Source organism: Caballeronia sp. Sq4a (assembly GCF_023170545.1).
GTDB lineage: Bacteria > Pseudomonadota > Gammaproteobacteria > Burkholderiales > Burkholderiaceae > Caballeronia.
Genome location: NZ_CP084253.1, coordinates 124,076 through 147,274, shown reverse-complemented (window position 1 = coordinate 147,274; position 23,199 = coordinate 124,076). Strand labels below are relative to the sequence as shown.

At 65.9% G+C, this 23,199-nt stretch carries 19 protein-coding genes; 10 read left to right on the top strand and 9 right to left on the bottom strand.

Features of this window, described 5'->3' with window-relative positions:
• Positions 1-5 precede the first annotated feature (5 nt).
• Together LDZ24_RS25195 and LDZ24_RS25190 are read right to left on the bottom strand one after the other, a co-directional pair.
• Complete coding sequence (locus tag LDZ24_RS25195) at positions 6-1,199, bottom strand: M20 aminoacylase family protein (protein WP_248324614.1); 1,194 nt, start codon at positions 1,197-1,199, stop codon at positions 6-8.
• Between the two features lie 94 nt (positions 1,200-1,293).
• On the bottom strand, positions 1,294-2,190 hold the full coding sequence (locus LDZ24_RS25190; protein WP_248324613.1) for a LysR substrate-binding domain-containing protein: 897 nt from the start codon (positions 2,188-2,190) through the stop codon (positions 1,294-1,296).
• Positions 2,191-2,397: 207 nt separating this feature from the next.
• On the opposite strand from LDZ24_RS25190, the gene LDZ24_RS25185 reads away from it, so the two are divergent.
• On the top strand, positions 2,398-3,714 hold the full coding sequence (locus LDZ24_RS25185; protein ID WP_248324612.1) for an MFS transporter: 1,317 nt from the start codon (positions 2,398-2,400) through the stop codon (positions 3,712-3,714).
• Positions 3,715-3,944: 230 nt separating this feature from the next.
• Here the strand turns inward: LDZ24_RS25185 and LDZ24_RS25180 are convergent, their stop codons facing one another.
• Positions 3,945-4,631: a nitroreductase gene (locus tag LDZ24_RS25180; protein ID WP_248324611.1), complete on the bottom strand. Its 687-nt coding sequence runs from the start codon at positions 4,629-4,631 to the stop codon at positions 3,945-3,947.
• Between the two features lie 369 nt (positions 4,632-5,000).
• Here LDZ24_RS25180 and LDZ24_RS25175 point away from each other — a divergent pair, with 369 nt between their 5' ends.
• The 4 genes from LDZ24_RS25175 to LDZ24_RS25160 all read left to right on the top strand — a co-directional run bounded on the left by LDZ24_RS25175 (position 5,001) and on the right by LDZ24_RS25160 (position 11,250).
• Complete coding sequence (locus tag LDZ24_RS25175; protein WP_248324610.1) at positions 5,001-5,603, top strand: (2Fe-2S)-binding protein; 603 nt, start codon at positions 5,001-5,003, stop codon at positions 5,601-5,603.
• Between the two features lie 10 nt (positions 5,604-5,613).
• Positions 5,614-6,618: a xanthine dehydrogenase family protein subunit M gene (locus tag LDZ24_RS25170; RefSeq protein WP_248324609.1), complete on the top strand. Its 1,005-nt coding sequence runs from the start codon at positions 5,614-5,616 to the stop codon at positions 6,616-6,618.
• A 30-nt stretch (positions 6,619-6,648) separates the two neighbouring features.
• Positions 6,649-8,886, top strand: coding sequence for a xanthine dehydrogenase family protein molybdopterin-binding subunit (locus LDZ24_RS25165; protein WP_248324608.1), 2,238 nt, complete (start codon positions 6,649-6,651; stop codon positions 8,884-8,886).
• Positions 8,887-9,075: 189 nt separating this feature from the next.
• The gene (locus tag LDZ24_RS25160; protein ID WP_248324607.1) at positions 9,076-11,250 is read left to right on the top strand and encodes a malate synthase G; all 2,175 of its coding nucleotides are present in this window, start codon (positions 9,076-9,078) and stop codon (positions 11,248-11,250) included.
• A gap of 51 nt (positions 11,251-11,301) precedes the next feature.
• Here LDZ24_RS25160 and LDZ24_RS25155 read toward each other — a convergent pair whose 3' ends face one another.
• The 5 genes from LDZ24_RS25155 to LDZ24_RS25135 form a co-directional block, all read right to left on the bottom strand.
• Positions 11,302-11,487, bottom strand: a complete 186-nt coding sequence (locus tag LDZ24_RS25155; protein ID WP_175945609.1) for a 4-oxalocrotonate tautomerase — start codon at positions 11,485-11,487, stop codon at positions 11,302-11,304.
• 23 nt (positions 11,488-11,510) lie between these two features.
• On the bottom strand, positions 11,511-12,287 hold the full coding sequence (locus LDZ24_RS25150; RefSeq protein WP_248324606.1) for a class II aldolase/adducin family protein: 777 nt from the start codon (positions 12,285-12,287) through the stop codon (positions 11,511-11,513).
• A gap of 149 nt (positions 12,288-12,436) precedes the next feature.
• Entirely contained in the window at positions 12,437-13,318 is an 882-nt protein-coding gene (locus LDZ24_RS25145; RefSeq protein ID WP_248324605.1) for an urea transporter, read from the bottom strand.
• A 139-nt stretch (positions 13,319-13,457) separates the two neighbouring features.
• Positions 13,458-13,661: a hypothetical protein gene (locus LDZ24_RS25140; RefSeq protein WP_248324604.1), complete on the bottom strand. Its 204-nt coding sequence runs from the start codon at positions 13,659-13,661 to the stop codon at positions 13,458-13,460.
• 105 nt (positions 13,662-13,766) lie between these two features.
• A complete protein-coding gene (locus tag LDZ24_RS25135; RefSeq protein ID WP_248324603.1) occupies positions 13,767-14,906 on the bottom strand; it encodes an iron-containing alcohol dehydrogenase in 1,140 nt (379 codons plus the stop codon).
• Between the two features lie 113 nt (positions 14,907-15,019).
• Here LDZ24_RS25135 and LDZ24_RS25130 point away from each other — a divergent pair, with 113 nt between their 5' ends.
• Together LDZ24_RS25130 and LDZ24_RS25125 are read left to right on the top strand one after the other, a co-directional pair.
• Positions 15,020-15,958 (top strand): LysR family transcriptional regulator, encoded by a 939-nt coding sequence (locus LDZ24_RS25130; RefSeq protein WP_248324602.1) that lies wholly within the window; start codon positions 15,020-15,022, stop codon positions 15,956-15,958.
• A gap of 266 nt (positions 15,959-16,224) precedes the next feature.
• Entirely contained in the window at positions 16,225-18,699 is a 2,475-nt protein-coding gene (locus LDZ24_RS25125; protein ID WP_248324601.1) for a PAS domain S-box protein, read from the top strand.
• A 16-nt stretch (positions 18,700-18,715) separates the two neighbouring features.
• Here the strand turns inward: LDZ24_RS25125 and LDZ24_RS25120 are convergent, their stop codons facing one another.
• Complete coding sequence (locus LDZ24_RS25120) at positions 18,716-19,489, bottom strand: DeoR/GlpR family DNA-binding transcription regulator (RefSeq protein WP_248324600.1); 774 nt, start codon at positions 19,487-19,489, stop codon at positions 18,716-18,718.
• 288 nt (positions 19,490-19,777) lie between these two features.
• Here LDZ24_RS25120 and LDZ24_RS25115 point away from each other — a divergent pair, with 288 nt between their 5' ends.
• Genes LDZ24_RS25115 through pdxA form a run of 3 tightly spaced genes read left to right on the top strand, consistent with a single transcriptional unit; the run spans position 19,778 to position 23,134 of the window.
• Positions 19,778-20,785 (top strand): 2-keto-3-deoxygluconate permease, encoded by a 1,008-nt coding sequence (locus LDZ24_RS25115; RefSeq protein ID WP_248324599.1) that lies wholly within the window; start codon positions 19,778-19,780, stop codon positions 20,783-20,785.
• On the top strand, positions 20,782-22,098 hold the full coding sequence (locus LDZ24_RS25110; RefSeq protein WP_248324598.1) for a four-carbon acid sugar kinase family protein: 1,317 nt from the start codon (positions 20,782-20,784) through the stop codon (positions 22,096-22,098). The genes LDZ24_RS25115 and LDZ24_RS25110 overlap by 4 nt, the downstream gene beginning before the upstream one ends.
• Before the next feature lie 34 nt (positions 22,099-22,132).
• On the top strand, positions 22,133-23,134 hold the full coding sequence (pdxA, locus tag LDZ24_RS25105; protein ID WP_248324597.1) for a 4-hydroxythreonine-4-phosphate dehydrogenase PdxA: 1,002 nt from the start codon (positions 22,133-22,135) through the stop codon (positions 23,132-23,134).
• Positions 23,135-23,199 lie beyond the last annotated feature (65 nt).

Genomic DNA, 23,199 nt, shown 5'->3' with positions numbered 1-23,199 from the left:
GTGCGTCAGCCGCGCGCGAGGTACTTCTCGACGAGCTTGACCCAGTACGTCGATCCGAGCGTCAGGACTTCGTCGTTGAAGTCGTAGCTGCTGTTGTGCAGCATGCACGGGCCGATGCCGTGCCCATGCTCGCGATGCGCGCCCAGTCCGTTGCCGATGTATCCATAGCATCCGGGACGCTCCAGCAGCATGTACGAAAAGTCTTCCGCGCCCATCGTCGGATCGACGTTCGTGTCCACGTGATCCGCGCCCGCGACTTCCCGCATCACGCCGAGCGCGAACTGCGTTTCCGCTTCCGTGTTCACGGTCGGCGGATAGTTGCGCACGAAGTTCACTTCGGCCTTGCATCGGTAGGCCGCCGCTGTTGCCGTCACGATCTCCTTCATGCGCGTCTCGATCAGGTCGAGCACGTCGACGGAGAACGTGCGCACCGTGCCCGCGAGGGTCGCGGTCGTCGGAATGGCATTCACCGCATGACCCGCTTCCATCTTCGTGATGGAGAGCACGGCGGCGTCGATGGGCCGCTTGTTGCGCGTGACGATGCTCTGCAAGCCCGTCCCGATCTGCAACGCGGTGAAGACGGGATCGATGCCATCGTGCGGAATCGCGGCATGCGCGCCCACGCCTTCGATGCGGATCTCGAACTCGTTGCTCGATGCCTGCGTCGCGCCCACGCGCGCGCCGAAGTTGCCCGCGGCCATGCCGGGCCAGTTGTGCAGCGCGAACACGGCATCGACGGGAAATTGCCTGAAGAGGCCATCGTCGATCATTGCCTTCGCGCCGCCGCCGCCTTCTTCCGCAGGCTGGAAGATGAAGACCACGGTGCCGTCGAAGTCGCGATGCTTCGCCAGATAGCGCGCCGCGCCGAGCAGCATCGCGGTGTGGCCGTCGTGCCCGCAGGCGTGCATCTTGTTCTCGTGCTTCGACGCGTGCGCGAACGTGTTGAGTTCGGGAATCGGCAACGCGTCCATATCCGCCCGCAGGCCTATCGCGCGCTGGCTCGTGCCCTTTCTCAACACGCCGACCACGCCTGTCTTGCCGAGCCCGCGCGTCACTTCGATGTCCCAGCTTTCGAGCTTGCTCGCGACGAGATCGGCGGTGCGCGCTTCTTCGTAGCAAAGCTCGGGATGCGCGTGGATGTCGCGGCGGATGGCCTTGAGTTCGTCCTGCGCCTCGGCGATCTCGGGAATGATCGGCATGCTGTCCTCTTGCGTCGAATGAAGAATACGGCATTGTCAGCGGCCGTAATTCACAGGGAAAGCTGATATTTCTTGTCCGTGACTTAAGCAAAAGTCATGGGTCGCGCGCGGTCTCTGCCACGTGCGAACGCGCGCGAATGCTGTCCTGCACCACGCGCATGACAGCGTGCCGGTCGTGAATCTTGCGTTCCAGCATGCCGACGACGCGGCGCGGCGTATTCTTCGCGAGCGGCAGCACGGCGAGCGCGGGGTCGCTTGCCCACGAACCGTATTCGAGCAGCGGCACGACCGACACGCCCGCGCCTTGTCGCACGAGTTCGACGATCACTTCCAGCGAATTCAGTTCGAGGAACTCGTTCACCGCGAGCCGGTTGTGCCGCAGCGCGCGATCGATCAGCGCGCCGGTGCGTTGCGCGCGGTCGAAGCGCAGAAACGGCGCGCTCGCGAGCAACGCCGCTGCGCTGGCGCCCTCGCTCGCCGACGAGCCGATAGCGACCAGCGGCTCTGAATAGAGCGGCGTCCAGCTGAGGCTCGCGGGCGTCTTGCCCGCCATTTCGACGATCACCGCCGCGTCGATCTCGCCGGCTTCGACTTGCGGCGCGAGCGCGAGCGCCTTGCCGGTGAAAAGCCGCACGTCGAGCCGCGGGTACTGCCCTTTCAACTCCGTGACGACCGATGCGAGCGCGCCCATCGCCGAATCCACCGCGCCTATTGATACCGAGCCGGCAATTTCATCGTCGAGGCCAGTGAGACGCATGCTGTCGTACAGCGCGACGATCCGCTCCGCCTGCGGCAACACCTGCTTGCCGATGCTCGTCAGCCGGTTCGTGCGGCCGACGCGATCGAACAGCGGCCGCTTCAGGTCGTCTTCGAGCGACTGCATCTGCATGCTGACGGCCGCCTGCGTCAGCGCGACTTTCTCGGCGGCGGCGGCGAACGAGCCGTAGCGGGCCACGGCGATGAACGTGCGCAAAAAGCGGGTGTTGCTCATGGCGATCTCGCTCGGTATCAGGGAAGCACCTGACGGTGTAATCAGGTTTCCTTGAGTGTCAGTTCAGAAATTCTATATTTTCTTATTTCAGCGAGGCGTACTCTTGTGTGGTCGTTTCAGCAGGTTGAAGCGGATGTCGTCGCACCGAAGCCGGGAGCCACCGCGCTTCTAACCCCACACTCGACCCCAAGCCACGGAGTCCACTCGATGAGCACCGTACTACCTGCTTCGCATGCCGCCGGCGAGAACGCCGCGGTGAATCTTTCAGGGCGACGCGCCATCGTCGTATCGACCATCGGCAACGCGCTCGAATGGTTCGACTTCATGGTGTACGGCTTCTTCGCCGTCATCATCTCGAAGCTGTATTTCCCCGCGACCAGCCCGACCATCTCGCTGCTCGCCACCTGGGCGACCTTCGGCGTGGGCTTTCTCACGCGGCCGCTCGGCGGCGTCGTGCTCGGCGCGGTGGCCGATCGCGTCGGGCGCAAGTCGGCGCTCACGCTCACCATTTCGCTGATGGCGGTCGGTATCGCGATCATCGCGTTCGCGCCGACGTATGCAGCCATCGGCGTGGCCGCGCCGCTTCTGATGCTGCTCGGCCGATTGATCCAGGGCTTCTCCGCGGGCGGCGAAGTGGGTTGCGCGACGGCGTTTCTCGTCGAATACGCGCCCGCGAACAAGCGCGGTTACTTCGGCAGTTTCCAGATGGTCGCGCAGGCCGCCGCGAGCCTCGCGGGTTCGTTCTTCGGCGCAGTGCTCACGCGCACGCTGAGTCCCGAGCATCTGAACAGCTGGGGCTGGCGCGTGCCGTTCGTGATCGGCCTATTGATCGTGCCGGTAGGTCTCTATCTGCGCTCGAAACTGGACGAATCGCCGGTCTTCGTCGAGAAGGCGCAGAAGAACGAACTTAGCGCGAGCCCGATCCGCGATACCGCGACGAAGCATTGGCTGCCCGTGCTGGCCGGTTTGGGACTGACGGTGTTCGGCACCATCGGCACGTATATCTTTTTGTTATACCTGCCGACGCACGCGACGCGCGTGCTGCACCTGGCGCTCACCGACGGCCTCATCAGCTCGACCATCGGCGCGCTGGTCTATCTGGTCTGCTGCCCGGTCTTCGGCAGACTGTCGGACCGTCTCGGGCGCAAGAAGGTGATGGCTACCGCGCTCGCGCTGTCGCTCGTGACCGCGTACCCGATCTTCTCGTTCCTGACCGCGCATCCGAGCCTGCCGACGCTCATTTGCTGCCAGGCGTTGCTCATGCTCTATCTCAGCGCGTATCAGGGCTGCTATCCCGCGTTCATTTCCGAACTGCTGCCGTCCAGCGTCCGCTCGACGGGCATCTCGGTGAGCTACAACGTCGCGGTGATGATCTTCGGCGGCTTCGCGCCGGCTATCGTCCAATGGCTCACGATGACGACGGGCGATCCGCTCGCGATCTGCTATTACGTGATCTTCGGCAGTGCGGTCGCGCTGGTGACGATTCTTCCGCTGCGCGACCGGTATAGCGATGCACTGCGCTAGCGTGCATTGCCGCGCTGCATTGCATTGCTTAAGCCTCGATTAAGAAACGGGTCGTAGTCTGCATTGGACCGACCCACCCCTCCTTCCGGCCGCGCAAGCGGCCGTTTTTTTTGGCTCATGCAATGCAATTGCTCATGCGTCTACTCGCCGTGATCGTCGTGCTCGTCGTCTTCGTGACGGCAGGCGAACTCGTGCTTTCGCTTCTCGCTCGCGGCATCATGCCCCACTGACTAATCGACAAACCGCAGCACATTGTGCAGCGGCTCGCGCGCGCTCTTCAACTGATTCTCCGGCTGCGACCAGTCCGCATAACCGAGGCTCATGCCGCAGACCACCGTCTCGTTCTCCGGCAGTTTCAGGTGCGCTGCGATGATGCGGTGATAGCGGTTGAAGGCCGCCTGCGGACACGTATCGAGGTCGAAGGCGCGCGCCATCAACATCACGTTCTGCAGGAACATGCCGTAGTCGAGCCATGAACCGCGCTCCATCGTGCGATCCGTCGTGAAGATGACGCCCACGGGCGCGCCGAAAAACTCGAAGTTGCGCGCCATCTGCGCATGCATGCCTTGCTTGTTTTCGCGTGTCAGGCCGAGCAGCGTATAAAGACCGATGCCGAGCGCGCGGCGGCGTTCGAGATAAGGCGAGGACCACGTGCGCGGGTAATACGGAAACTCCTCTTCGTGCTCGCGGTCGGCATCCGGATCGTTGAACACGTCGAGTATCGCCTGCGACAGCGCCGCTTTCACGTCACCCGTCAGCACGTAGACCTTCCACGGCTGGATGTTGCTGCCCGAAGGCGCGCGGCAGGCGTGCGTGAAGATCGCCTCGAGCGTCGTGCGATCGACAGGATCGGGCAAGAACGCGCGGATCGAACGGCGCGTGGCAATGGCATCGGCGACGGAAAGGCTTTCGTTCATCGGGCGGAAATAGGCAGTGAAGGCAGTGAAGCGACACTGCGAACGCTACCACGCATTCCGCTGTAAGCCGTGTTTCACGCACCGCCGCGCGATTCGTGAAAGATCCGCCGCGTCTGCCTATACTGGCTGAGTGTCATCTCGTATCACATCGAAAGCCGGAACCGTCCTGACGCCTTCATGCGCAGACCCGTTTCGCGCCGCATCTCCGCACTGGCGGGCGCTCGCCGCGCCCCGCATGTGTCGCCGCTTCTTCGTCTTTTTCAGTCTGGACGCTTCCTGCCGCTTTAGTGCCGCAAGTCGCGCCACTGCCCGCAACCATTTGCATGGGACCGGACGCGCCGCCGCGCCGGTCGAAAAGGAGAACGCTCGATGCAACACCCCGTCCCTCAATCGAACACCACGCGCATCATGCCGCGCACGCCGCCTCGCGTTCCCGAAACAGAGTCCGCCACGCACGCCGCGCCGGCCGAAGTGCTCACGCCGCCATCGACCAAGTCGAGCGATGCGAACGCCAGCGTCACGCTGACCGTGAACGGCCGCAGCATCACGTTGTCGCTCGATCCGCGCACGACGCTGCTCGACGCATTGCGCGAGCATCTGCACCTCACCGGCACGAAAAAAGGCTGCGATCACGGGCAATGCGGCGCATGCACGGTGCATGTCAACGGCCGCCGCGTGAACTCGTGCCTGTGCCTCGCTGCCGCGCACGACGGCAATGCGATCACCACCATCGAAGGCATCGGCGAAGTGGAAGCGCTGCATCCGCTACAGGCGGCCTTTGTCGAATGCGACGGCTATCAGTGCGGCTATTGCACCGCCGGCCAGTTGATGTCGGCGGTCGCGCTGCTCGACGAACCCATCGGCCCGAACGACGAAGACGTGCGCGAAGCCATGAGCGGCAATCTGTGCCGTTGCGGCGCCTATCAGAACATCGTCGCGGCGATTCAGTCCGTGCGCGGCAACAAGGGCTGAGGAGCGCGACATGGAACTGTTCCAGCTTTCCCGCGCGCGCGACCTGCCCGGCGCCATCCACGCGGGCGCGGCCGCGCATACCGCGCAACAAGGCGCGGAAGTGCGCTTTCTCGCGGGCGGCACGACGCTCATCGACCTGATGAAGCTCAACGTCGAGCAGCCCGCGCGCATCGTCGATATCAGTCGTTTGCCGCTCGACAAGATCGAAGCGACGGACGACGGCGGCGTGCGCATCGGCGCGACCTCGCGCAATTCGGATCTCGCGCATCATCCGCTGATACGCGAGCGTTACGCGGCGCTTTCGCAGGCGGTGCTGTCGGGCGCATCCGTTCAGCTACGCAACATGGCGACGACCGGCGGCAATCTGTTGCAGCGCACGCGCTGCGTCTATTTCCGCGATACCGCGTCGCCGTGCAACAAGCGCGAGCCGGGCACGGGCTGCTCCGCGATCGGCGGCTTCAACCGCACGCAGGCGATTCTCGGCACGAGCGAAGCGTGCATCGCGAGCAATCCGTCGGACATGAACGTGGCGCTCGCCGCGCTCGAAGCGACGGTTCACGTCGAAGGCGCGCGAGGCCAACGCGCGATCGCATTCGACGACTTTCATCTGCTGCCCGGTTCGACGCCCGATCGCGAGACCGTGCTCGAACCCGGTGATCTCATCACGCACGTGACGCTGCCGCCGCCGGTCGCGGGCACGCGTTCGCTGTATCTCAAGCTGCGCGACCGCGCTTCGTACGAATTCGCGCTGGCGTCGGCGGCCATTGTCATCGGCGTGAGCGACGGACGCGTCGCGCATGTTCGCGTGGGCCTGGGCGGCGTCGCGACGAAGCCGTGGCGCGCGCGCGAAGCCGAGAACGAACTGCTGAACGCCGCGCCCGACGAAGCGGCCTTCCGCCGCGCCGCCGACGCCGCGCTCGCCGACGCGAAGCCGCAAAGCGGCAACGCCTTCAAGGTAGAGCTGGCGCGGCGCTGCATCGTGCATGCGCTGAAGCTCGCCACACAAGCGTCCTGAACCCGCTGAATCCGATCGAGGAACCGACCCATGTCCACTGCGCCAGACATTCAGCCGTCACCGAACGGCGTCATCGGACGGCCGCAGTCGCGCATCGACGGACCGCTCAAGGTCTGCGGCCGCGCGACTTATACATCCGATGTCGATCTGCCCGGCATGCTGTACGCCGTGCCGGTCTGCAGCACCATCGCGAGCGGCAGGATCACGTCGCTTGAATTCGCCGCCGCCGAAGCGATGCCGGGCGTGAAGCTCGTTCTGCATCGCGGCAATATCGGGCGTCTGTATCGCATACCCGGCAACTCGTTCGAGAACGGTTATGTCGATGAACAGCGCCCGCCGTTCGAAGACGACGTCATCCGTTATTACGGGCAATACGTCGCATGCGTGATCGCGGTCACGTTCGAGGCGGCGAGCGCGGCGGCCGCTGCGATCAAGGTCGGCTACGAGGTCGCGCCGCACGATGTCAGCGCGACGCTGACATCCGACAAGGCGCCCAAGGTCGCGAGCGAACGCGGCGATCCGGATGGCGCGTTCGCCAGCGCGCCGGTGAAGATTGATGAGACGTATGTCACGCCCGTCGAGACGCACAATCCGATCGAGCTGCATTCGACCATCGCGCAGTGGGACGGCGAGAACTACACGTTCTACGAGACGAGTCAGGCGGTGTCCAACCATCGCGGAACGCTCGTGCAGATGCTCGGCGTGCCGAAAGAGAAGGTGCGCGTGATCGCGCGCTATCTCGGCTCGGGCTTCGGCGGCAAGTTGTGGATGTGGCCGCATTCGCTGCTCGCCGCCGCCGCGACGCGTCTGACCGGCCGGCCCGTGAAGCTCGTCGTGAGCCGCAAGATGATGTTCCAGAACGTGGGGCATCGTCCGGTGACGCAGCAGCGCGTGCGGCTCGCGGCGACGCAGGATGGCAAGCTCGTGTCCTTGCAGCACGACTTCCTGAATCACAGCGCGCTCGCCGACGACTACACCGAAGACTGCGGCGAAGCCACGCCGCACATGTACAGCACCGCGAATCTGCGCGTGACGGGCGGCACGGTCAAGCGACACGTCGGCTCGCCCACGTCGATGCGCGGCCCGGGCGCGGTGCCCGGCCTCTACGCGCTGGAATCGGCGATGGACGAGCTCGCCATCGCGCTGAAGATGGACCCGGTCGAATTGCGCCTGCGCAACGAACCTTCTGTCGATGAAAGCAGCGGCTTGCCGTTCTCGTCGCGGCATCTCGTCGAATGTCTGAAGACGGGCGCGGAACGTTTCGGCTGGTCGCAGCGCACGCCGGAAGTCGGTTCGATGAAGCGCGATGGCCTCACGCTCGGCTGGGGCGTCGGCGCGTGCAGCTGGCCGGGGCTGCGCTTCTCGGCGGAAGCGAGCGTCGATCTCCGCGCGGACGGCACGGCGCGCGTCGTGTGCGGCACGCAGGACATCGGCACGGGCACGTACACGATTCTCGCGCAGCTCGTCGCGGAGCAGACGGGCATCGCGCTTGACAAGATCGAAGTCGGCCTCGGCGATACCGCGTTGCCCGTCGGCCCGATCTCCGGTGGATCGGCGGCGACGGCATCGGTGATTCCGGCCGTGATGGACGCCACGCGCACCGCCATCCAGATGGTGCTCTCGCGCGCAACGGCGGCCGAGGGCTCGCCGTTCGCGGGCGCGAAAGCGGACGAACTCGCTTTCAGCCACGCGCGCGTGCATCGCAAGAACGAAGCGCCGGAGAACGGCGTGCCGTTCCCGCGCATTCTGGAGGCCGCGCGCATGCACGCGGCGTCGGGCAGCGCGAGCGCGAAAGGCGGCTTCGACGATCCGCTCAAGAAGAAGTGGTCCATCCACTCGTTCGGCGCGCATTTCGCGGAAGTGACGTGGGAGCCGGAGACGGCGCGGCTGCGCGTGAGCCGCGTGGTCACCGTGATCGACGGCGGCAAGATTCTGAATCCGCGTGCCGCGCGCAATCAGGTGGAAGGCGCGGTGGTGATGGGCGTCGGCATGGCGCTTTTCGAGCACACGGTCTATGACGAGCGCAGCGGCGCGCCGGTCAACAACAATCTGGCCGATTACGTCGTCGCGACGCATGCGGACACGCCCCGCCTCGATGTGACCTTCCTCGACCATCCCGATACGGTGTTCAACGAACTCGGCGCGCGCGGTATAGCGGAGATCGGGCTGGCGGGCATCGCGGCAGCCATCACCGGAGCGGTCTATCACGCGACCGGCGTGCGGGTCCGAAAACTGCCGGTCATGATCGAGGATCTGCTCGGCGCGTAGTCATCGCCCGGCCCGGTCGCGCATTGCCGGCGACGGGCCGGGCTGATCCCACCTCTCTCTTCGGCAATCTACCGCTGCCCGCGCAGGCACATCGCTTGCGCGCGGTCAAGATTCGATCCCGCCCTCGATCCGCGCTACCATAAGCCACCCCGCCCCTATTCTTTTAAGCAGCAATCAGCCGGAGTGCCCATGAACGACATGATTCAACAGCACGGCCTGAAGGTCGCATCGAGCCTCGCCAAGTTCGTCGAAGAAGAAGCGATTCCCGGCACGGGCGTCGATGCCGCAGCCTTCTGGCAAGGGTTCGATGCACTCGTGCACGACCTGGCTCCGAAGAACCGCGCGTTGCTCGCCGAACGCGACCGCATGCAGAGCGAACTCGATAACTGGCACCGCAGCCATCCCGGCCCGGTGCGCGATCTGCGCGCGTATCGCAAGTTCCTGGAGGAGATCGGCTATATCGTTCCCGCGCCCGCGCACGTGCGCGCGACCACGGCGAACGTGGACCGCGAGATCGCCGAGCAGGCCGGCCCGCAGCTCGTCGTGCCGCTGTCGAATCTGCGCTATGCGCTCAACGCCGCGAACGCGCGCTGGGGCAGCCTGTACGACGCGCTCTACGGCACCGACGCCATCGACGAAAGCGACGGCGCAGAGCGCACCGCCGAGTTCAACCCGAAGCGCGGCGCGAAGGTAATCGCCTACGCGCGCGCGTTCCTCGACGACAACGCGCCGCTCGCGCACGGCTCGCATGCCGACGCCACGAAGTACAGCGTCGAGCGCGGCCAGCTGGTCGTGACCTTGCGCGATGGCAAGAGCAGCCTCGCGAATCCGGAACAGTTCGCGGGCTTTCAGGGCGATGCCAGCGCGCCGCAAGCCGTGCTGCTCAAGCACAACGACCTGCACATCGAGATTCAGATCGACGCGAACGACTCCATCGGCAAGACGGATGCGGCGCACGTCAAGGACCTGCTGATCGAAGCGGCCGTGAGCACGATCATCGACTGCGAAGATTCGGTTGCGGCCGTGGATGCCGCCGACAAGACGCAGCTTTACCGCAACTGGCTCGGCTTGATGCAGGGCCAACTGTCCGAGCAGGTCACGAAGAACGGCAAGACCTTCACGCGCAGCCTGAACCCAGACCGCGAATACACCGCGCCGAACGGCTCCACGCTCAAGCTGCATGGCCGCTCGCTGCTCTTCATTCGCAACGTCGGGCATCTGATGACGAACCCCGCCGTGCTCGATCGCGACGGCAACGAAGTGCCCGAAGGCATTCTCGATGCGGTGATGACGACGCTCGGCGCCATGCACGATCTCAAGAACAAGATCAACTCGCGCACCGGCTCCATCTACATCGTGAAGCCGAAGATGCACGGACCTGCCGAAGTCGCGTTCTCGGACGAGCTCTTCACGCGCGTGGAAGACCTGCTCGGCCTGCCGCGTCACACCATCAAGATGGGCATCATGGACGAGGAGCGGCGCACCAGCGTCAACCTCAAGGCGTGTATCGCGGCGGCGAGCGCGCGCGTCGCGTTCATCAACACGGGCTTTCTGGACCGCACCGGCGACGAGATGCATTCGTCGATGGAAGCCGGCCCGATGATGCGCAAGGGCGACATGAAGTCGTCGGCATGGATCAGCGCCTATGAGCGCAACAACGTGCTCGTCGGCCTGAACGCAGGCTTGCGCGGGCGCGCGCAGATCGGCAAGGGCATGTGGGCGATGCCGGACCTGATGCACGCGATGCTCGAACAGAAGATCGCGCATCCGAAAGCGGGCGCGAACACCGCGTGGGTGCCGTCGCCGACCGCCGCGACGCTGCACGCGCTGCATTACCATCAGGTCGATGTGCAGCAGGTCCAGCAGGAAATGGAAAGCATCGACTACGAAAGCGTGAAGAACGGGCTTCTCGACGGACTCCTGACGATTCCGGTCGTCGAGAATCCGTCGTGGTCGGAAGACGATATCCGCAACGAGATCGAGAACAACGCGCAGGGCATTCTCGGCTACGTGGTGCGCTGGATCGATCAGGGCGTCGGCTGCTCGAAGGTGCCGGACATTCATGATGTCGGCCTGATGGAAGATCGCGCGACGCTGCGCATCTCGAGCCAGCACATCGCGAACTGGCTGCGGCACGGCATCGTCACCGAGGAGCAGGTGCGTCAGACGCTGGAACGCATGGCCGCCGTGGTCGACAAGCAGAACGACGCCGATCCGTACTATCGTCCGATGGCGCCCGCGTTCGATAGCTCGTACGCGTTCAAGGCCGCGTGCGCGCTCGTGTTCGAAGGCCGCACGCAGCCGAACGGCTACACGGAGCCGCTCCTGCACAAGTTCCGGCTGGCCGCGAAAGAGACGTCGTAAGCGTTTGGATCAACGCAGCAGCGCCATGCTGCTGCGTTTGCTCTGGCCGGGCTACTGGTCCGACCAGAGCTTGCCGGCCGTCGCCCAGTTTTCGCGCTTCACGTCGGTCAGGATGATGTCCACCGAGCCCGGCTCGCAGCCGAGCGTTTCGCACGTGGTTCGCGTGATCGCCTCGACGAACTTGCGCTTCTCTTCCACCGTGCGGCCTTCGAAAAGCTGGATGTTGAAAGTCGGCATTGCTTCGCTCTCCTGTTGAATATTCATTGGCGGTAAGACGGATCGATGCGGTCGAGCTTGCGCATGAGCGCGGGCCATTCGAGCGCGCCTTCTATGGCGTCGTCGTCATGCAACTGCGCCGCCGTGCGCGCCACCACGTCCGGCGTCGGCACGATCATCTTGCCGACACCGGCCAGCGCGCGCAATTGAATGTCGCACGCTCTCACGAGCGTATCCATGAGCACATAGGCTTCCGCGACGGTGCGCCCGAGCGTGAGCGGGCCGTGATTGCGCAACAGCATCGCCCGATGCGCGCCTAGGCTCGCGACGAGCCGCTCGCCTTCGGACGGCGAGAACGCGAGGCCCTCGTAATCGTGATACGCGAGATGGCCGTGAAAGCGCATCGCGTGTTGCGACGCCGGCAGCAGGCCATGCGGTTGCGCCGATACGGCGATGGCTTCGCGCACATGCAGATGCATCACGCACGCGGCTTCGGCGCGCGCGGCATGCACGGCGGCGTGCAGCGCGAAGCCGGTGGCGTTGACGCTGTGCGCACATTCGCCGATCACGTTGCCTTCGATGTCGATCTTCACGAGGTTGGACGCGGTGACTTCGTCGAACGCGAGCCCGAACGGGTTAATCAGGAAGCACCCCGGCTCGCCCGGCACGCTCGCGGAAATGTGCGTATAGACGACATCATCCCAGCCGTTCAGCGCGACGAGCCGATACGCGGCGGCCAACTCGACGCGCGTGGCGGCTTCGGCGGCGGAACGCGGCGCGTTTTCGTCGATGCGGCGCTCGGGGGTGTGGGTGAATGACATAAGGGTCTCCTGTGGGCCGGGGTTGGCGTGTTAGCGAATCGCCCTGACCTCATCGTTAACACTGGCCCGACGCCGTGCTGTAGTTCGATACCACGCGACGCGCCGAGCCGGCGTTCCACCGTACTCAAGGCTCGACGCCCGAGCCGGCCTTATAGGACACAGTCTTTCCGCGACGCCCGCGCGAGCGCAATCACCGCCCACGACGCGAGCACGAACGGCGCGGTCAGCGCAGCGATGCCGGCGCTATCCGCGATGCGCTCGATCACCACAGCGACCGCGATGCCGATGAACACACACCGCGCGCCGAGCGGCGCGGCAGCCAGCGCCACCAGCGCCGCGTTGAAGCCGCACGCGCCCGACAGCAGCACGGCGTCGTTCGCGCCGCCCAAGCCATGCAGCACCGCGCCCAGCGCGCTGCCCGCAAGTGCCCAGCCCGCGCGCGCGGGCCGCGCGGCGAGCAGTCCCGCGGCGATCAATCCGCCCGCGAGCGCGCCGGATGCGAACACGATGGGCGCGAGTCCCGCAAAAGCGGCCTCGATCAGTGCGTCGACACTCTTGGCGACGGGCCCCAGCGCCCCGACTTCGCCCCGGTCGGCCAGAAGCGGCATCCAGCACCAGGTGACGATGATCGCCGGGCTCGACAAGATCGGCAAGTTCCAGCGCGACAGGCCGCGAGCGAGCGTGCCCGCGAGCATCGTCGCAAAGACGGCGGCGAGGATCGCGACGGCCGCCGCCTGCGACGCGTCCCGAATGAAGGTGAAGGCCGCCAGCGCCGCGAGCGCGCCGTTGAAACCGTAGAGGTCGTCGCGCAGGGCGGGGGAATCGGCAGATTCGGTGATGAGCGTCACGACCTTTCCCGCGAGCGAGCCGATCAGCAAGCCGCAGGCAAGGCGCGGGCTCGCGCAGAGCACGCCTGCCAATACGAATGCGCCGGTCGCGGCGTTGCGCTGGAGGACGATCTGCCCGATGCTGCGGGCGAAGCTGAGAAGGGTTCCGCCGGGATGGGCGTCGGAACGAAGAACGGTGGACATGCGCGGCGGCTGCGTTAAACAGAGCCGCCAGCATAGGACAAGCGGCGCGCGCCGGGCGACGGCGGGCCGAATAGCGAGTATGCGGGAAGGGAGAGCTTGAGCCCGCCGCTTCAGAAGCGGCGGGAGATTGCAATATCGCTCAGTTGAAAGCCATCGGCATCAGGGTCGAGCCGTCGACCGTGGCGGTCGCGTAATTCAGCTCCGAACTCTTCTGGACGAATTCCGTGACGTTTTCGCGGAAGTTCGGGTGCTCTTCCCAGGTGATGTAGCTGGCATCGACGACTGCGGACAGCGTGAGCAACGTAAAAGCGATCTTTTCGAGAATGATGTAACGGTGGCGCATGGCGTTTCTTCCTGAATTTGCACGGTATTGTAACAGGGCCTAGGGGTTTTCCCTAGTGGTCTGTTGCAACGCCGCAAATCCGCCATGCGCCCGGTCGGATGCGGGTTACATCGACGCTTCCAGCATCGCCGCGTAGTCGTCGCTCGTCGCCTCGCGCGGGTTCGTCTTGTGGCTGTGATCCTTCATCGCCCCGGCGATGATGCGGGGAAACAGGTCGCGCGTCACACCCAGTTCTGAGAGGCCGCGCGGCAGCCCGAGCGTCGCGGTCATCGCGCGGATCGCGTCGCCGACTTCGTCGCCGGACGAGAGACTCATCGCCTGCGCGATGCGGTCGAGCTTGCCTTCCTCCTGCATCGACGGCGCGCTGCGATTGAACGCGATCACCGCCGGCAAAAAGATGGCGTTCAGCGTGCCGTGGTGCAGCTTCGGATTGATGCCGCCGAGCGAATGGCTCAGGCTATGCACGCAGCCGAGGCCCTTCTGGAACGCGAGCGCGCCCTGCATCGACGCGCTCATCATGTTCCAGCGCGCCGCTCGGTCGGAGCCCTCGCGCGTCGCCCGCTCGATGTATCGCCATGCGCGCCACAGGCCGTCGAGCGCGATGCCGTCGGCGGGCGCGTTAAACGCCGGCGCCATGAACGTTTCGAGGCAATGCGCGATGGCGTCCATGCCGGTCGCGGCGGTGAGCATCGGCGGCAGGCCGAGCGTCAGCTCGGGATCGCAGATCGCGACTTTCGGCACCACATGTGGCGAGATCACGCCGACCTTGCGGCCGTCATCCAGAATCAGGATCGCGCCGCGGCCCACTTCGCTGCCCGTTCCCGCCGTCGTCGGAATGGCGATGACCGGCGCGGTCGCCGCCGTGATGCGCGCGAGCCCGCCCTCGATCACGGCGAAGCTCTGCAGCGGTCCTTCGTGCGTCGCGCAGACCGCGACGCCCTTCGCCAGATCGATCGACGAGCCGCCGCCCGCCGCGATCACGCCATCGCACCCGTTCGAGCGATATAGCTCGACCGCCGCGCGCACGGCGGCTTCGTTGGGATTCGGCGGCGTCGCGTCGAACACCGGCGCGTCGAACGTGGGACCGAGCGCATCCACGATCTTGTCGAGCAGGCCCGCAGCGCGAATACCCGCATCCGTCACGATGAGCGGACGTCGAATGCCGATGCGTTCGCACTCTCCGGCAAGGAGGCGCACAGCGCCGAAGTCGAACTGGATCTGCGTGATGTAGTTGATGAGCGGCATGGCGAGATGAGGAAAAGTTATAGGCGCATCGGCTGAGTATACGTAGCGGCGCGCGTCCGCGATACTGACGGCATGTGATAGGGGTATAACTTTCCGTCAAGTCAAACCGCAACATGACGCCATCGCTCAATTCGATTCTTTCGCGGCTGCACTTGAGGCAACTGCGTCTTCTCATTGCACTCGAAGAACGTGGCTCATTGCAAGGCGCGGCGAGTCAGCTCGCTCTCACGCAGCCGGGCGTGAGCAAGTCGCTGCATGAAATCGAAACCACGTTCGGCACGCCGCTTTTCGTGCGCACGCATCGGGGCCTCGAGCCCAATGCCGTCGGCCATTGCGTGATCCGCTACGCACGGCTCATTCAGACCGACCTCGCGCATCTGCGCGAAGAAATCGTCGGCATCATGCGCGGCTTCGGCGGGCGCGTATCGGTGGGCGTCATCATGGGCGCCGTGCCGCTCGTCACCGACGCCATCACGGCGCTCGGCGCGCGTCAGCCGGAAATGTCGGTCGAGATCGTCGAGGACACGAGCGCGACGCTGCTCGGTCTCATCGACGCCGGACGGCTCGACGTTGCCGTGTGTCGCACGAGCGTGAGCCAGACGCCGTATCTCTACGACAGCGTGGTCGTGCAGCAGGAGACGCTTGCCGTCATTGCCAACACCGCGCATCCGCTCGCGAAGCGGCGGCGCGTCGCGCTGAAGGATCTGGCGAAGCACCGCTGGGTCGTGTATCGCGCGAACATGCCGATGCGTCTCTTGCTCGAACGCGAGTTCCACGACGCAGGACTGCGCTTTCCGGCGCATCTGCTCGAAACGACATCTGCGTTCGCGACGCTCGCGCTATTGCAAAAGAATCCGTCGCTGGTGGCGCTGGTATCGGTCGATGTCGCCCGCTTCTGCACCGCGCATGGCGTCGTGTGCACGCTGCCGCTCGCGTTTTCGTCGAAGAGCGAGCCGTACGAGATGGTCACGCGACGCGATGCGCCGTTATCGCCCGGCGTGCGGTTATTGATGGAAGAGATCGCGGAAGCGGGACGCGCCGTGGCCGCATGAGCGCGCCGTCCGCCAACGGACGAGATTACCGACGCGCCGCGCGTCGCATGCACGAATTACGCGGTCATACGTCGCAAGAAACGCTTACCGCGCCCCTTTTTTCGTAACACGAAAAGCTGGGCTTTTAGGCAAACGTTTGCGATTCATTTGTGTTTCAATTGAGGCCCTTCTGCCACCGATACGCCGACTTCCCGCGCGCCATGTTCCGCGCTTCATCGATGGGATAAAGAGCTATGCGTTTCCAGTATGAGGCTTCCGCATCCGACATGAGGCACAAGCCCGATCGCCAACGTCAGGCGCATTTCCAGCGGTGGTTCGCAACGTTCGCCAGTCTCGCGCATTCGCGCCTGCCGCTGCCGGCGTATCTGCAACAAGTCACGGACACCTTGCGCGAAGTCGCGTCCGTCGCGTCGGCTGTCGTCGAATGGATCGAAGACGATCAGCTCGTCTATTGCGCAGCGAGCGGCGCGGCCGCGCAGCACGTCGGCGTCCGTCTGCCGAGCGCCGGCAGTCTGTCGGGCCTGTGCATCACGCGTCAGCAGGCGCTCATCAGCCGCAATACCGCAAACGACCATCGCGTGGATCGCGCGGCGTGTCAGGCGGTCGGCGCCATTTCCATGGTGGTTGCGCCCGTTATCTACGACGGCCGCTCCGTGGCGGTGCTCAAGCTCATCTCCGGCGAGCCGGACCAGTTCGACCAGTCCGACATCGCCATCCTGAACGCGTTCTGCGCGTGCATCGCGGAAACCATCGCCCGAGAGGAAGCGGCGCAGGAGAATCGCCAGCTCGTGGCGGCCAACGCCAGCGTGAGCGCGGACTTAAGCATGGAATCGTCGCTGCGCGCGGAGTACGAGAAAAAGCTCGCCGATGCGCTGCGCCGCCGCCGCACCGTGATCGACAACGCGAACGTCGCCTTCATCTCGATGGACGAAGCGGGCATGATCGTCGACTGGAACGAGGCCGCGGCGTCGCTGTTCGGCTGGCGCGCGCAGGAGGCGGTGAACCGCGAACTGGCGCAGCTGATCGTGCCCGAGCGGCTCCGCGACGCGCATCGCACCGGCCTCACGCGCTATCTCGCCACCGGCGAAGCCCGCGTCATCAATAACCGCATCCAGCTTCCGGCGGTGCGTCGCGACGGCACCGAGTTCGCCGCCGAACTGACGGTGAGCGAAGTGTGGTTCGACGGCCAGCGGCAATTCGCTTGCTTCATCCACGACATCACGGACCGGCTGCGCGCGACCGAAGCGAACCAGCGCCTGCGTCTTTTGATCGATTCGGTCAGCGACTACGCGATCTACATGCTGGACCGGCACGGCATCGTGCAATCGTGGAACGACGGCGCGCGCGCCCTCTACGGCTACACGGCGGAAGAAGCGGTCGGGCGGCATTTCGCGCTCTTCTATCCGCCCGACGAACTGGGCCGCGACCGTCCCGACGAGGCCCTGCGCCGCGCGAGCGAACACGGCCGCATGGAGCACGAAGACTGGCGCGTGCGCAAGGACGGCTCCGCCTTCTGGGCGCATGCCATTCTGAGCGCGCTGCCGTCCACCAATGGCCGAGAGCAGAACTTCGTCGCGATCACGCGCGACATGACCGCGCGCCGCCGCCTCGAAGAACTCGAAGCGTCGAGCCGGCGCATGAACGAATTCCTGGCGCTGCTCGGTCACGAGCTGCGCAATCCGCTCGCGCCGATACGCAACGCCGTGAGCATTCTGAAGCTGAAGGCGTCCGACGATCCCGACGTCAACCGCAGCCGCCTGATCGTCGACCGGCAGCTCGCGCATCTGACGAAGCTCGTCGACGATCTGCTCGAAGCGGGCCGCGTCAGTTCGGGCAAGATTCGTCTCTCGACGGAAATCGTGGATATCGCGGATGTCGTGCATCTGAGCGTCGAAGCGAGCCAGCCGTTGTTCGATGCGCGCGGCCAGCGCCTCGCGGTCGAGGAAAGCGGCCAGCGCATGCATGTGACCGGCGATTCCACGCGGCTCGTTCAGGCGCTCAACAATCTGCTGAACAACGCATCCAAGTTCAGCCCGCCCGGGTCGACGGTCACGCTCGAAGTCGGCCCGCGCGGCAATGCGGCGATGCTGCGCGTGACCGATCAGGGACGCGGCATTTCCGCCGATGCGCTCGCCACGGTCTTCGATCTGTTCGTGCAGGAGCATCCGCCGGGCGCGCATCTCGACGAAGGCGGGCTCGGCATCGGCCTGACACTCGTGCGCGCGATCGCGGAACTGCACGGCGGCCATGTCGAGGCGAAGAGCGGCGGCACCGGCAAGGGCAGCGCGTTCACGCTGTGGCTGCCGCTCGCGCAGGCGCCAGCGGACATCGGAGCCACGCCGGCAGAGCCCGCGGCAGCGGCGGATCGGCAACTGGAAGTGCTCGTGGTGGACGACAATCGCGATTCCGCCGACAGCATGACGCTGCTCGTCGACATGCTCGGTCACACCGCGCGCTCGGCCTACGACGGCGAAGAGGCGTTGCAGCAGTTCGGCGCGCGCCGGCCGCAGGTCGTGCTGCTGGACCTGTCGATGCCGGGGCTCACGGGCTTCGACGTGATTCGCGGCATCCGCGAGCAGGCGAGCAGCGATGGCGGCAAGCATGTGATCGTCGCCGCCATGACCGGGCTCGGATCGGACGAAGACATCGCCCGCACGCGCGCCGCCGGCTTCGATGCGCATCTCGTGAAGCCCGTAGATCTCGACGAAGTGGAAGCGGTGCTCGCGCTCGCCGCCAAATGAAACCGACAGCGAGCCGCTAGCGCGCTTCGCTCTCCGCGCGCTCGACGGTCACGTTGCCGCGCTCCGTGAAGCGGTTCGCGGCTGCCGGGTCGGCGAGCGAATCGGTGATGAGCGTCCACTCGCGTTCGAGCGGCGTCCAGTGCTGCTGGCTCGCGCGCCCGAGCTTGTCGGACGTGACGAGCACGAACACGCTCGCCGCCTGCGCGACGATGCACTCCTTCAGAAACGCCTGCTCCGCCGTGGCTTCGCATAGCCCGCGGCCCGCCACCACGCCGTCCGCGCCCAGAAAAGCCAGGTCATACGTCACGCGCGACAGGGCAAGCTGCGCAATAGGTCCGAGCGTGCTCATGCTTGACGGCCGCACGTCGCCGCCGATCAGCGTCACGCGCACTTCCGCGGACGCGAGCGCGCTCACCGCCAGCAGATTGTTCGTCACGACCTGAATGTCCTTGCGCCCCGCGAGGCAGCGCGCGAGCGCGGCGGTCGTCGTGCCGCCGTCCAGAAAGAGCGTGTCGCCGTCCTGCACGTGCCGCGCCGCCGCCCGCGCGATAGCTTCCTTCTGTTCCCGGAAACTCCCCCGACGCGTATCGAGCGATTCTTCCGGCTCGTGCACGCCGACCGACGCCGCGCCGCCGTACGTGCGCACGATGCGGCGTTCCTCGGCGAGCGCGCGCAGGTCGCGCCGCACCGTCGCCTCGGACATGCCGAAGTGTTCGCACAGCGCGGCCACATCGTTCATGCCGGACAGCACGGCCTTCAACATGGCTTCGCGGCGTTTCTCGACTTTCATGCGGTTCCTGTTCGTTTGAGCGTGATGACGCGTGCCGCGTGCGGCGGACCGCAAGTTTAGCGAATCGGGCGGCGCTTTCGGGCTCGGGCAATGCTAATCGACACCTCACAAGCGCACGCTGCCGCTTTTGATCGGTCCGATCATTAATCATCACAACGTTTGCGCGGTTCGACCAGTGTAAACGCCTAGAAGCGTCGAATTGCGCGCGATTCGATCAAAGGATACACTCGCAAATGATCGATGCAATCATTTCTTGATCGAACCAGACAAGACCTCCTGGAGACACCCATGGCCCAGATTCCCATCAAACGCGCGGTGGAGCGCGTACCCGGCGGCATGATGATCGTTCCGCTTCTGATCGGTTCGCTCATCGCGACGTTCCTGCCGGGCATGCCGAAGTTCTTCGGCTCGTTCACGAACGCGCTCTTCACCGGCGCGCTGCCGATTCTCGCGGTCTTCTATGTCTGCATGGGCGCGGGCATCGACGTGAAAGCGACGCCCTACCTGCTCAAGAAAGGCGGCGCGCTCTTCGCCACGAAAGTCGGCATGGCGATTCTCACGGGCATCGTGCTCGGACATTTTCTCGGCGAGCAGCCGATCAGTTCAGGCATGTTCGCGGGGCTCTCGACGCTCGCCGTCGTCGCCGCGATGAACGACACGAACGGCGGCCTCTACATGGCGCTGATGGGCCAGTACGGACGCTCGGAAGACGTCGGCGCATACACGATCATGTCGCTCGAATCGGGTCCGTTCCTCACGATGGTCACGCTCGGCGTCGCGGGCCTCTCGGCGTTTCCGTGGCCGACGCTCGTCGGCAGCATTCTGCCGCTCGCCATCGGCATGTTGCTCGGCAATCTGGACCGCGACATGCGCGACTTTCTCGGCCGCGCGGTGCCGGTGATGATTCCGTTCTTCGCGCTGGCGCTGGGCGCGAGCCTCGACTTGCACAAGGTCTGGCAGGCTGGCCTGCTCGGCATCGGCCTCGGGCTCGCGGTGGTCGTCGTGACGGGCATTCCGCTCTACTTCGCGGACCGTCTGACGGGCGGCACGGGCGTGGCGGGCGCGGCGGCGGCGAATACCGCAGGCAATGCGGCGGCGGTTCCGGCGCTGATCGCGGCGGCCAATCCGGTCTACGAATCGGCCGCGAAGTCGGCGACCCTGCTCGTCGCGGCATGCGTGGTCGTGACGGCCATCGTCACGCCGATCGTCACGGCCGCGATTGCCAAGCGCGTGAACGCACGCAGCGATGCGCGCGTGGCGGTCGGCGCGCGCGACAAGCGGGGAGCCGCGCAATGAGCGCGCAGCCTGCCCAAGCAGCAAGCATGCTGATTCTCGCCGATGACCTCTCGGGCGCCGCCGACTGCGCCATCGCGTTCGCGGCGTCGGGGCGCAAGACGGTCGTGACGCTGGACGTCTCGTCGCCCGCCGAGGACGCCACGGTGATCGCCGCCGACACCGACACGCGCCGCCTCGCGCCCGCCGACGCCGGCGCGCGCGTCGCGGATGCGTGGCAGGCGCTGCGCGCGCCCGGCCGGCGTTTGTACAAGAAAATCGATTCGACGCTGCGCGGCAACTGGACCGCGGAAGTCGCGGCGCTCGCGCGTCTCGCCGGGCCGGCGATCGTCGCGCCCGCGTTTCCGGCCACAGGCCGCGCCGTGCGCGACGGCATCGTGTTCGTGCATGGCGTGCCGCTCGAAGAGACGGAAACGTGGCAGCTCGAACATGCCGGCCGCGACGCGCGCCTCGGGCCGATGCTCGAAGCGGCGGGCCTCTCCACCGCCCACGTCGCGCTCGATACGCTGCGCCGCGAGCCGCAGTCACTCGCCGCGATCATCGCGACGGCGGCGGCCGAAGGCATCGGCGCGTTGATCCTCGATGCCGAAACCAGCGACGACCTCGCCGCGCTCGCGCGCATCACGGCATCGCTCGATACGCCGTTCTTTTGGGTCGGCTCGGGCGGGCTCGCGCGCGAACTCGCGGCGCTGCCCGATCTGTTCGAAGCCGCTGCGGACCTGGCGCCAGCGGCGCGGCACCCGTCCGCAGACGTGGCGCGCGGCCCGGTGCTCGCGCTGGTCGGCAGCCTGTCGGCCGTGTCCGAGCGGCAATGCGCGATGCTGCGCACCGAAGCGGGCCTCGTCGAATTCATCTTGCCGCCGGCGGTGCTGCGCGACGGCGAGCGTCACGCGGACTGGCAAGCGTGGGGCGAGCGCATCGGCGAAACCTTGCGCGGCGGGCAGGATCTGATCGTGCGAATCGGACGCGACGATGCCTTCGACCCCGCCGAAGGCGCGCGCCTTTCGACCGCGCTTGCCGCGCTCGTCGCGCCGCACTTCGACGCGCTCGGCGGGCTGATTGCGACCGGCGGTGAAACCGCCCGCGCGATGCTCGCGGCGGCGAACGTCGGCAGCCTCGAACTGGTGCGCGAAATCGAAGCCGGCGTCGCGCTCGGACGGGCCACCACAGGCGTATCGGACACGGCGGGCGGCGCGGCCATCGTCACGAAGGCAGGCGCGTTCGGCAGCGAGCACGCGCTCTACGGCGCGTATCGTCATCTGCGCGGACTCTCGAACGAACACGCGGAAGCGGCCTCGCCCGTTGGCGCCCGCTAAGAACCACGCGAACCCTCAACATCTATCAATCACCATGACCAACTATCTTCCCGTAATCGGCATCACGATGGGCGACGCGAGCGGCGTGGGCCCGGAAATCGTCGTCAAGAGCCTCGCGCACGACACCGTTTATCAGCAGTGCCGTCCGCTCGTGATCGGCGATGCGCGCCGCCTCGAACGCGCCATCGAGATCACCGGCGTGAAGGCCACCGTGCGGCGCGTCGAGGACGCATCCGAGGCGCGCTATGAACCGGGCGTGATCGACTGCATCGACCTCGGCCTGATTCCCGACGACCTGCCGTTCGGCCAGCTCTCGCCGGTCGCGGGCGACGCCGCTTACCGTTATATCGCCCGCGCGGTCGAACTGGCGCAGGCCAATCAGATCGACGCCATCTGCACCGCGCCGCTCAACAAGGAAGCGTTGCACGCGGGCGGCCACAAGTTCCCGGGACACACGGAGATGCTCGCGCATCTGACCGGCGTGGACGAAGTGTCGATGATGCTCGTCGCGCCGAAGCTGCGCGTGATTCACGTGACGACGCACATCGGCATCATCGACGCGATCCGCAAGATCGAGCCGGGGCTCGTTCAGCGCACGATCGAGCGCGGCGACGCGACGCTGAAGAAAGCCGGCATCGCGAAGCCGCGCATCGGCGTGTGCGGGATCAATCCGCATGCGGGGGAGAACGGTCTTTTCGGCTATGGTGAGGAAGAGGAGAAGATCATCCCGGCGGTGAAGGCGTTGCAGGAACGCGGTCTCGACGTGACCGGCCCGCTGCCCGCCGACACGCTGTTCTATCGCGCGGGACGCGGCGATTTCGATCTCGTCGTCGCGATGTATCACGATCAGGGACACGGCCCCGTGAAGGTGCTCGGCCTCGAAGCGGGCGTGAACGTGACGGTCGGGCTGGATGTGATCCGCACCTCGGTGGATCACGGCACGGCGTTCGATATCGCTGGCAAGGGCATCGCCGATGAAGGCAGCATGCTGGAAGCGCTGCGTCAGGGCGCGGAACTCGCGACGCGGCGCGGGTGATTGGTGGTTGGGCGCGGGGGATGGCCGCTCGGTATCTCGGGCTGGGGCATCGTCGATGAAGGCGG